Origin of the sequence: Hyphomonas sp., assembly GCF_040882205.1 — a bacterium.
Classification (GTDB): Bacteria; Pseudomonadota; Alphaproteobacteria; order Caulobacterales; family Hyphomonadaceae; genus Hyphomonas.
Genome location: NZ_JBBEBT010000362.1, coordinates 1 through 9,881, shown reverse-complemented (window position 1 = coordinate 9,881; position 9,881 = coordinate 1). Strand labels below are relative to the sequence as shown.

At 64.0% G+C, this 9,881-nt stretch carries 10 protein-coding genes; 6 read left to right on the top strand and 4 right to left on the bottom strand.

What is annotated here, in order from left to right; translation table 11 throughout:
* The 3 genes from WEA77_RS15745 to WEA77_RS15735 all read right to left on the bottom strand — a co-directional run.
* Nucleotides 1–405: AAA family ATPase (locus WEA77_RS15745; RefSeq protein WP_368068817.1), on the bottom strand; the 405-nt coding region annotated here is incomplete at its 3' end.
* Nucleotides 402–1,073, bottom strand: coding sequence for a nicotinamide riboside transporter PnuC (gene pnuC / locus WEA77_RS15740; protein WP_368068816.1), 672 nt, complete (start codon nt 1,071–1,073; stop codon nt 402–404). The genes WEA77_RS15745 and pnuC, both read right to left, overlap by 4 nt.
* Before the next feature lie 60 nt (nt 1,074–1,133).
* Complete coding sequence (locus WEA77_RS15735; RefSeq protein WP_368068815.1) at nt 1,134–2,351, bottom strand: NADP-dependent isocitrate dehydrogenase; 1,218 nt, start codon at nt 2,349–2,351, stop codon at nt 1,134–1,136.
* A 77-nt stretch (nt 2,352–2,428) separates the two neighbouring features.
* On the opposite strand from WEA77_RS15735, the gene WEA77_RS15730 reads away from it, so the two are divergent.
* A complete protein-coding gene (locus WEA77_RS15730) occupies nt 2,429–3,181 on the top strand; it encodes an RNA methyltransferase (RefSeq protein ID WP_368068814.1) in 753 nt (250 codons plus the stop codon).
* A 122-nt stretch (nt 3,182–3,303) separates the two neighbouring features.
* Nucleotides 3,304–5,091: an SLC13 family permease gene (locus WEA77_RS15725; protein ID WP_368068813.1), complete on the top strand. Its 1,788-nt coding sequence runs from the start codon at nt 3,304–3,306 to the stop codon at nt 5,089–5,091.
* A 421-nt stretch (nt 5,092–5,512) separates the two neighbouring features.
* Here WEA77_RS15725 and WEA77_RS15720 read toward each other — a convergent pair whose 3' ends face one another.
* Nucleotides 5,513–6,277 carry a crotonase/enoyl-CoA hydratase family protein gene (locus WEA77_RS15720; protein ID WP_368068812.1) on the bottom strand — a complete coding sequence of 255 codons (765 nt, stop codon included), beginning with the start codon at nt 6,275–6,277 and terminating at the stop codon, nt 5,513–5,515.
* A gap of 106 nt (nt 6,278–6,383) precedes the next feature.
* Here WEA77_RS15720 and WEA77_RS15715 point away from each other — a divergent pair, with 106 nt between their 5' ends.
* The 4 genes from WEA77_RS15715 to WEA77_RS15700 all read left to right on the top strand — a co-directional run bounded on the left by WEA77_RS15715 (nt 6,384) and on the right by WEA77_RS15700 (nt 9,648).
* Nucleotides 6,384–7,577 carry an acyl-CoA dehydrogenase family protein gene (locus WEA77_RS15715; RefSeq protein ID WP_368068811.1) on the top strand — a complete coding sequence of 398 codons (1,194 nt, stop codon included), beginning with the start codon at nt 6,384–6,386 and terminating at the stop codon, nt 7,575–7,577.
* Between the two features lie 4 nt (nt 7,578–7,581).
* Nucleotides 7,582–8,625 carry an acyl-CoA dehydrogenase family protein gene (locus tag WEA77_RS15710; RefSeq protein WP_368068810.1) on the top strand — a complete coding sequence of 348 codons (1,044 nt, stop codon included), beginning with the start codon at nt 7,582–7,584 and terminating at the stop codon, nt 8,623–8,625.
* 379 nt (nt 8,626–9,004) lie between these two features.
* Nucleotides 9,005–9,307: a hypothetical protein gene (locus WEA77_RS15705; protein ID WP_368068809.1), complete on the top strand. Its 303-nt coding sequence runs from the start codon at nt 9,005–9,007 to the stop codon at nt 9,305–9,307.
* Nucleotides 9,308–9,417: 110 nt separating this feature from the next.
* Nucleotides 9,418–9,648 (top strand): hypothetical protein, encoded by a 231-nt coding sequence (locus WEA77_RS15700; protein WP_368068808.1) that lies wholly within the window; start codon nt 9,418–9,420, stop codon nt 9,646–9,648.
* Nucleotides 9,649–9,881: the final 233 nt, after the last annotated feature.

Below are 9,881 nucleotides of genomic sequence, written 5' to 3'. Positions count from 1 at the left end.
GTCCTGCACGAAGGGAACATCCGGGGATGGAACGAGATAGAGATCCACGATGTCCCGCGCGCCGATCGCGTCGACCTGCGGATGGCGCGCGCCGGCATAGCGCTCGAACCAGGTGGCGGTGGCAAAGGCATTGGTGTCGCAGATCAGCACGCGGTTTGCGTGGGCGGCGGCCTCGTTCTCGCGGCGCTGCTGTTCCTTGGCAATATGGATGAACTCGTCATCCGTCCAGGCGGGGGTTTCGCCGGGCGGGGTGTTCTGGTCGGCAATCTTGTTTTCCCAATGTTCGCGACCGTATTCGGCCACCCACACCGTGTCATAGTGCGCCGCTACCGCCTCGCACAGCGTGGTTTTGCCAGTGGATTCGGCTCCGATCAGAACGACGCGAAGCACGCGCGGAGGGGTCATTCTTTCACCGCCTTGCGCCAGGCGATGAGGCCCATGACCGCCATGCACAGGAAGACGCTGTAAAGCAGCGCCGTAAGGTTAAGGCCGCGCGATACATAGAGGGGGACATAAATCACGTCGGCAAGTATCCAGATGTGCCAGCATTCGAGCTTCTTGCGGCTTTGCAGCCATTGTGCCGAAAGGCTGATCGAGGTGGTCAGCGCGTCCCAGAACTTCGCCGCCCCGCCCAGCTTCCCGAGCAGCCACCAGAGTAAGGCCGTCGAGGCGGCGACGAACACGGCGATGATCGCCAGTTCGCGCTTCGAGGTGCGCTGCACTTTCAGCGCCGTGCGGTCCTCGCCGCCGAACAGCCAGAGATACCAGCCGATCAGGTTCAGCGCAAAGTAGAAAACCTGCAGGCCAGAATCTGCATACAGACGATATTCGTAGAAAATCCAGGTATAGGCCGCGACGTTGAGCAGGCCGAGCGGGAAGTTCCAGATGCTCTGGCGCACGACCAGCCACACGCAGATCACGCCAGTGACGAAGGCGCCCGCTTCCAGGGCGCTTGCGGCTTTCGTGGACCATGCGGCCCAGGCAATGGCGCTGGCGGCGAGCAACAGGAGGGCGGGTGCGCCCAGTTCAACGAGGCGGCTACCGGATGTGCGGGAAGGGGCGGTCTGCGTCATCCGGTGGCCAGGTTGAGGAACGCCGGGGCTGCGCCATGCGGGCGGCCCCGGCCATCAGCCTCAGTTCGTGCCCATCGCGGTTTCGAAGTTCTGTGCGACCTTCTCGATGAAACCTTCCGTGGTCAGATAACCCTGATCCGGGCCGACAAGCAGCGCGAGGTCCTTCGTCATATGGCCGGCTTCGACCGTCTTGATGACAGTCTCTTCCAGCGTGCGGGCGAACTTGCGCACGTCAGGTGTTGCGTCCATCCGGCCGCGGTGGTCGAGGCCCTGCGTCCAGGCGTAGATGGAAGCGATGGAGTTGGTCGACGTCGCCTCGCCCTTCTGCCAGTTGCGATAGTGGCGCGTCACGGTGCCGTGCGCCGCTTCGGCTTCCACAGTATTGCCATCCGGCGAGAGCAGTACGGAAGTCATCAGTCCCAGCGAGCCATAGCCCTGTGCCACGGTGTCGGATTGCACGTCGCCGTCATAGTTCTTGCACGCCCAGACATAGCCGCCGGACCATTTCATGCAGGCGGCCACCATGTCGTCGATCAGACGGTGCTCATAAGTGCCCTTGAAGGCGGCGAACTTGTCCTTGAATTCGGTGTCGAAGACTTCCTGGAAGATATCCTTGAAGCGGCCGTCATAAGCTTTCAGGATCGTGTTCTTGGTCGAGAGGTAGACCGGCCACTGGCGCTGCAGGCCATAGGTGAAGGTGGCGCGGGCGAAGTCGCGAATCGACTCGTCCATGTTGTACATGCCCATCGCAATACCGGCGGAGGGAAAGTCGAACACCTCCTTCTCGATCACCTTGCCGTCCTTGCCTTCGAATTTCATCGTCAGCTTGCCGGCGCCGGGCACCACGAAATCGGTCGCCTTGTACTGGTCACCGAAGGCATGGCGGCCGATCACGACCGGCTTGGTCCAGCCGGGCACCAGGCGCGGGATGTTGGAGATCACGATCGGCTCGCGGAAGATCACGCCGCCGAGGATGTTGCGGATCGTGCCGTTGGGGCTCTTCCACATCTTCTTGAGGCCGAATTCCTCGACCCGATGCTCGTCCGGCGTGATCGTCGCGCACTTCACGGCAACGCCGTATTTCTTCGTCGCCTCGGCTGAATCCACGGTCACCTGGTCATCGGTGGCGTCGCGGTTCTGGATTGAAAGGTCGTAATATTTCAGGTCGATATCGAGGTAGGGGTGGATCAGCTTGTCCTTGATGATCTGCCAGATGATCCGGGTCATTTCGTCCCCGTCCATCTCCACAACCGGGTTTTTGACCTTGATCTTCGACATGTTTTGGAATCCTTGCTCTGTAACCGTCTGGTCCGCGCTATAGCAGACGGAGGCCCCCCGTCAAAACCGGATATCCCATGGCAGACCGCCGCAGCCCCGCCATCCTCCTCCATACGCCGCAGCTCGGCGAAAACATCGGCGCCGCCGCCCGCGTAATGCTGAATTTCGGCCTGACGGACCTGCGCCTCATCGCCCCGCGCGACGGCTGGCCCAACCCTGCCGCCGAGACGATGAGCGCCGGCGCCCTGGGGCAGGGCGTCACGGTGGCGGTGTTCGGCACGCTCGAGGCCGCGATGGCCGGTCTCACCTTTGCCGTTGCGACAACCGCCCGCCCGCGCGGCATCGAGAAGCCGGTGCTGGACACGCCGCAGGCTGTGGACGCGCTAAGCGCCCATCCCGGTCAGGCGGGCGTCCTCTTCGGCGGGGAAAATTCTGGTCTGCCGAACGAGGCCGTCGCCTTCTGCGACGCCGTCCTGACCTATCCGGTGAACCCCGGATACGCCTCGCTGAACCTCGCCCAGGCGGTCGCCATCTTCTGCCACCAGTGGGGCGCGGGCGCCGGCCTCGGCGGACGCTTCGCCGGCAAGGACGAAGGCGTCGGCGCCCCCGCCCCGCGCGAAGAGCTGATCGGCATGTTCGAACATTTCGAAGCCGAACTCGACCGCGCCGGCTATTTCTATCCGCCCGAAAAGACGCACGTGATCACGAACAACCTGCGTAACGCCCTGATCCGCGCCCGGTGGACCGCGCAGGAAGTGCGCACCTTCCGCGGCGCCATTAAGGCGCTGACACTGGGGCGCGGCAAAGCACGCGTAAAGCGCGAGGATTGATCCGCCCGGTTTTCTGCAAACCGGAGGAAGCAAGCCTTCCGCTCCGAATTGATGTAAACGGGTCCAGGCCACCAGCAGGGTGTCACAATCAGCGAAGCCGCTGAACGGGAGAAGTGCACGCCATGCCGGATGGTATCTCAAGCTGGGTTGCCGCCAATGATGCGCTTATAGCGCTGGTCATCCTGTTCGCTATGGTTATTTCCTTCGCTCTGGAGCGCGTGCCGCCGGTGACTACCGCCGTGGTTGCCGCCGCCGCCTGCTTCGCCTTTGGCCTGATCCCGCAGGAAGAGGCGCTGCTGCCCTTCTCAAATTCCGCGCCGATCTCGATTGCCGCCCTCTTCATGCTCACCGCCGCGCTGCAGCGCACCGGCGTGCTGGACAGGATGGCGCATATGGTGATCACCGCTGCCGCGCGCGGCAGCTGGGTGTCGCTCCTGCTTATGACCGTAATGGTGCTGCTGGCCTCCGCATTCATCAACAACACGGCGGTCGTCCTCGTGCTTATCCCGGTGGTTATTGCGCTCTGCGAAACACTGAAGATTTCCAAACGGCGCATGCTGATCCCCTTATCCTATCTCTCGATCATGGGTGGTACGCTGACCCTGATCGGGACCTCGACAAACCTGATCGTGGCCGGCGTCGCCGCGCGCGCCGGGCTGGAACCGTTCACGATCTTCGAGATCACCGGCGTCGGCCTCGCCGTAATTGGCGCCGGCATTCCGGTCCTCATGGTGCTCGGCTACTTCCTCCTGCCGAAAGGCGGGGACCCGGACCGCAAGGCGGAAAAGCCACTGCTGTTCCTCACGGACCTCTCCCTTCCGGCTACGGCAGAAGCGGGCGTTGCCCTGCCGCGCAGTGCAATGCTGATCGCGCACACGCGTACCGGCAAACCTGCCGGGACCGAACCAGCGGCGACTGAAAACAAGGACGGCCCCGAACTCATCGCGCCTGGCGAGCGCGTGTCCGTCCGCCTTACGCTGCCAGAACTTCTCACTGTCATAGAGCAGGGCAAATTCTCTTCAGGCGTCGCGCGGCGCTCCCCGGCAGAAAGCGAAGCCACCATCCGTGTACAGGCAATCCTCTCGCCGAATGATCCGAACATCGGCCGCCGCGCGGACCAGCTCAGTTACCTCTCGGTTCGCCCCGTACGCCTGCGCGGTATTGCGCGTCATGGTAACCAGCCCGGCCCGGAACTCGCCTCCACGCGTCTGCGCATAGGCGACCATCTCCTGCTGGAAGGCACCGAACGCGCGATCGACGCGCTGACCGCAACCTCGCCGCTGATCATCACGCGCGATCTTCCGGAGAAGCCCTTCCGGCGCGACAGCGCAGGCTTCGCCATCGCGATCATCGCGGCCGTCATCGCGGCGGCGGCGAGCGGTACCGTGTCGCTCCCCATGGCCGGCATCATCGGCCTCGGCGCCATGCTGGTGCTCGGTTGCCTGTCCATGGAAGACGCCTGGCGTGCACTCGACCCCAGCGTGCTCGGGCTGATCGTCGCCATGTTGATCGTCGGCTCGGCCCTGCAGTCGACCGGCGCGGTGGACCTGATCGTCAACGCGGCCGTGCCCCTCTTCATGCAAATGTCACCCTTCTGGGCCCTCGTGGCGATCTATGCGCTGACCTCGCTGCTGACCGAAATCGTCACCAACGCCGCCGTGGCCGTGGTGGTGACCCCCATCGTGATTTCCCTCGCCGCCCTCATCGGCATTGACCCGCGCGCGCTCGTTGTCGCCGTGATGTTCGGCGCCAGTGCCAGCTTCGCCTCACCCGTTGGTTACCAGACGAACACGCTCGTCTACGCCGCCGGCAACTACCGCTTTTCGGACTTCCTGAAGATCGGTGTAGCGATGAACACCATCATCGGCTTCGTCAGCTGCCTCGCCATATCCTATTTCTACGGCGTCTGAGCTGGGATCGGATGTCGGCATGAGGTCTCGCCTGCGCCTACCTTGCCGCCTGTTCCCCGCCTCTCCCACCTTGTGGTCCCGGCGAAAGTCGGGAACCATCGAGGGGGCCGTTGCTGGCGCTTGAAAGTATGGATCAAGGCTTGCGCCGGAATTAGATTGGAGAAACCATAGAAAACTCACCCCGTCCCGTTCATACCCCGCGCGCGCGAGGATCTTTTGAAGCTTATCCCTGACCTGTTCGGCGCCTGCGCCGGGGATGAGCGGGGGATGAGCGGGAGAAAGCGAAGGAATTGCCCGCCTGGCCGTTTCCCGCAGAGCGCGCCCGGCCTCCAATGCTGCGCCAAAAGAGACCCGCCATCCCGGTCTCCCGGAATGGCGGCCGGAAGTCCGGCGGGTCTCAGCCCGCCAAAGTTAAGTACGGTTACCTGCCCTTCCAGACCGGCGCGCGTTTCTCGATGAAGGCTTTCGGGCCTTCCTTGAAATCTTCCGTGCCGACGATGCCCGCAAAAGCAACGCCTGAGGCCTTCCAGAGTTCGTCATCGGTTTTCGACGTTGCCTCGATGGCAACCGTGCGGCTCGCAGCGACAGCCAGTGGCGCGTTGGCGGTGATCCTCGCCGCGAGCTTCATCGCTTCATCCATAACCTGCGCTTCCGGCACGACCTTGTTGACCATGCCGAGTTCATAGGCGCGCTGCGAGGAAAGTGGGTCGCCCGTGAGGATCGCCTCCAGCGCAACCGCCTTGCCGATCACGCGCGGCAGGCGGAACAGGCCGCCTGCGCCCGCGACGAGCGAACGCTTCACCTCGGGCAGGCCGAAATTCGTGTCGTCGGCCGCGATGATCATGTCGCAGGAGAGGGCGACTTCCGTGCCGCCCGCCAGCGCCGACCCGGTGATCGCCGCGATCAGCGGCTTGGTACGCTCACGCCGGGCAATACCGGCAAATCCGCCTTTCTTGGTGGAGAGGGCGGCGCCATTGCCAGCGGAGATTTCCTTGAGGTCCGCGCCGGCGCAGAAGGCCTTGCCGACGGCGGTGAGGATGCCGACCCAGACCTCCGGGTCCGATTCCATCTGGTCAAGCGCGGCTTCCATGGTTGCAGCCATCTCGCCATTGATGGCGTTGCGCGCTTCCGGACGGTTCATGGTGATGACGGCCACATGGCCTTTCTTGACGTATTCGACGGGCATGGAACTTCCTCCTTGGGGATTTCTTGGGTGGAGCTAAGAGCCCTTCCGCAACGTCGCGCAAGCGCCCCTCTTGCCGGACGCAGGGTCAGGGGTTTCAAATGCGGGTATGAAACTCGACCTTGACCCCGAATACGAAGCCTTTCGCGCCGAAGTCTCCGAGACGCTTGCGAACAACCGCCACCTGTCCCCGACCGCCGACGACAAGGGTTACAAGAATGCAAGGCGCATTGCCTGGCAGAGATTCCTGATCGAGCACGGTCTCGCCGCCCGGACGATCCCGAAGGCCTATGGCGGCTATGGCGGCGAGCCGGACATTCTCAAGGCGCGCATCATCGCCGAGGAATTTGCGCGCAGCCGCATGCCAGGGCCAATGGCGGGGCAGGGCATTTCGATGCTGGTGCCGACGCTGCTGGAGCTTGGCACCGAAGCGCAGAAGCAGGCCTGTATCCGCCCGACGATCGAGGGCGAAATGATCTGGTGCCAGGGCTACTCGGAGCCGGGCGCGGGATCGGACCTTGCAGCGCTGCGTACGTCTGCTGTCGAGGACGGCGACCATTACGTGATCAACGGATCGAAGATCTGGACCTCGACCGCCAAGCAGGCCGACATGATCTTCTGCCTCGTGCGTACGGACCCGAACGCCAGGAAGCATGAGGGCATCACCTATATCACTTTTCCGATGTCGACGCCCGGCATCGAGGTGCGTCCGCTGGTCGATATGACGGGCACGGCTAACTTCAACGAAGTCTTCTTCACGGATGTCCGTGTCCCGAAGAGCGGCGTGATCTTCGCGCCGAACAAGGGCTGGGAGGTGGCGAATGCCACACTGACGCACGAGCGCGGAATGCTGGGGGATCCGAATGCGACCAAGGCGCGCTTCCTCGAACTCGTCACGCTGATGAAAACGGAGACGGTCAACGAGCGTCGCCTGATCGAAAATCCGGTGCTGCGCGACCGGCTGATGAAGCTGCAGGCGGAAGTCTATGCCATGCAGGCGAACGGTCTGCGCATAACGACCAGCCGCCTGAAGAGCGAACCAGCGGGCCTCGCAGGCCTGATCGTCAAGCTCAATGGCTGCGATCTCAACCACGAGATCGCCCGCCTCGCCATCGACGCGCTTGGCGAATTGGGCATGCTGTATGAAGACGGCGAACACCTGAGAGCGGATGGCAGCTGGCAATGGCGCTACATGTACGACCTCGGCCTGATCATAGGCGGGGGCACCGCGCAGATCCAGAAGAACATCATCGCGGAACGCGGCCTAGGCATGCCGCGCGAACCAAAACTGGCGAAGGCGTAAGCAGATGGAATTTGCACTCTCCGAAGACCAGCGCCTGTTGCAGGACAGCCTGAAGGGCGTCCTCGCGGGCGCGGCCTCGCTGGACCAGATCCGCAAAATTGCCTTGGGCGATGCCGACGCGGCCGGCGCGCTGGAAGCGGCGTTGTCCGAATTCGGGCTCGCATCGCTGCTCGTGCCGGAGGATGCGGGCGGGCTTGGGCTTGGATTGCTCGATGCCTGCCTTGTGCAAGAGGCGCTCGGCTATCACGTTGCGCCGTCGCGCTTCCTCGCGGGCGCTGCCGCGGCCGCTGCGTTCACGGACTATCCGGACCTGCTGACATTGATTGGCGCCGGCGAGGCAAAGTTTGGCCTTGCGGTGACGGAGCTTACGTCGCGCCGGGATGGCGCAGGGCTCTCGCTCGCGAAAGGCAAGCTCTCGGGCAAGGCGCTGTTGGCGATGAGTATCGAGGGCGCAACACACATTCTTGCGGCCGCTGCTGACGGAAATCTTCATGTCGTTGAGGCCGTAACCGAAATCGTCCCGATGCAGACGATAGACCGCACACGCACCTTCCATGAGGTGAAGCTGACGGGGGCGAAGACGCTCGGGTCGCCGAAAACAGGTGAGCGCTTTCTCGCCACCGCGCGCCTGCTCGTCGCAGCCGATACGCTCGGCGCGGCGCAGGCGATGCTCGACAAGGCGGTGGCCTATGCCGCCGAACGCCAGCAGTTCGGCCGGCCGATCGGCTCGTTCCAGGCCGTCAAGCACATGTGCGCCGAGATGGCCGCCAAGCTCGAGCCGGGAAGGGCGCTGATCTGGCATGCCGCCCACGCGCTCGACATTGGCGATGGCGAAGGCCCGGTGATGGCGAACCTCGCAAAATCCTACATGGCCGAAGCCGGCACCTTCATTGCGCGCACCTCCACCGAAGTGCATGGCGGGATGGGTTTTACCGATCTCTTGGGGCTGCACTACTGGTTCAAGCGGATCGGCGTGAACCGGCAACTGTTCGGCTCGCCCGAGCAGGCGCGGGAATCGGCGGCGGAGCTTCAGGGCCTGCTGGCCTGACGGGCGCGCAACTTCTCCGCGACTTTTAGTTTGCAGCGTATCTGAGCGTGTGGGAGCGTTTCCGCGACATGCACGTCCTGGTCGCGCTCGCCGAGGCCGTTGATGTCTGAAGTCCGGATCAATTATGCGGGCCTGGCCCGGCGTGCAGGCGAGTTCGAATTGCGCAAAGCAACCTTTGCCGAACTGGAAGCAGGCCTTGCGCTGGCCGGGAAACTGGCCGGGAAACTGGCCGGGAAACTGACCGGGCAGGCGATGACGACGCCGGCCTCCATTCTCTGGACCGAAAGCCCGGCGGGAGGGGCTGCCTGGGTGACCGGCGATCCGGTGGAAGGGGTGTGCATCAGGGCGGCGCTCAGCGCCGGGGGCGCGTGGCCGCCGCGTGCGATGGCAGCTTCGGTCCGGGCTGGGCGTAATTCTCTCACATCTGCTGCGGGTGGGCGCCTGCGGCGGTGTCTGTATCGGTGTCTATGCGGGGGCGACGAAGGTGTCCCGGCGACGGATGATGACGGCGGCGGGCATCACGCGGCCGGAATTCTTCGCACTGGTTGCCTGCTTTGCGCGCGGCGCGGCGCAGGATGCCAAGCACTCCGCGGCCTCGCTGGGCTTTCAGGCCATCGAGGGCGGATTGCCGGACCTCTGGGGGCAGGATCCGCTGCCGGTCTCACAGGAGCAGGCCGCATGAGACCGCGTCCGGATTTTGGGAAACTGTCGCTGAAGCGGCCACTGGAGCCAGAGAGTGCGGAGCGAATTTCGGCAGGGCCAGTTCGCACGCTGGAGGAATATCAGCAGGCTATGACCCTGCGCGCCGCCGCCTGCATCGCGGACCTGGATTGTCCGAATAAGGAGGAATACGACGGCAGGAATTTTTCCTGCACCCACTTCCTCGTGCGCGAAGGTGCACGGCCGACCTGCACTTGCCGGGTGTGCTGGTTTGCAGATTGCGCCAGGATCGGGCGCCCTGCCATCATCCCTGCCAGCCTGGGCACACCGGCGCTGCGGGTGTTGAAGGCGCAGCGCCAGTAGCGGCTCTGGCCGGTCTGGAGCCGGGTGCTACGGTGCCGCGTGGTGACCGGCCGGCCGCATTTTGCGTTTTCGGATTTCGATTATTGCGAAATGGAAACTCCAATCGCGCCGCATCCGAAGGTGCTGACGATCCGATCCGCTGCAAATCAGCCGGCCGGAAGGCGACTGGGACCAGCCGGGCGTGCTGGACTGGTCGGCGGCGCGGGCCCCCCCAGCGGCCAGACACCGGGGGC

Excerpts from the sequence above, each read along its gene's own strand:
- pnuC (WP_368068816.1), bottom strand. The coding sequence starts at position 1,073 with ATGACGCAGACCGCCCCTTCCCGCACATCCGGTAGCCGCCTCGTTGAA.
- WEA77_RS15735 (WP_368068815.1), bottom strand. The coding sequence starts at position 2,351 with ATGTCGAAGATCAAGGTCAAAAACCCGGTTGTGGAGATGGACGGGGAC.
- WEA77_RS15730 (WP_368068814.1), top strand. The coding sequence starts at position 2,429 with ATGGCAGACCGCCGCAGCCCCGCCATCCTCCTCCATACGCCGCAGCTC.
- WEA77_RS15725 (WP_368068813.1), top strand. The coding sequence starts at position 3,304 with ATGCCGGATGGTATCTCAAGCTGGGTTGCCGCCAATGATGCGCTTATA.
- WEA77_RS15720 (WP_368068812.1), bottom strand. The coding sequence starts at position 6,277 with ATGCCCGTCGAATACGTCAAGAAAGGCCATGTGGCCGTCATCACCATG.
- WEA77_RS15715 (WP_368068811.1), top strand. The coding sequence starts at position 6,384 with ATGAAACTCGACCTTGACCCCGAATACGAAGCCTTTCGCGCCGAAGTC.
- WEA77_RS15710 (WP_368068810.1), top strand. The coding sequence starts at position 7,582 with ATGGAATTTGCACTCTCCGAAGACCAGCGCCTGTTGCAGGACAGCCTG.
- WEA77_RS15700 (WP_368068808.1), top strand. The coding sequence starts at position 9,418 with ATGACCCTGCGCGCCGCCGCCTGCATCGCGGACCTGGATTGTCCGAAT.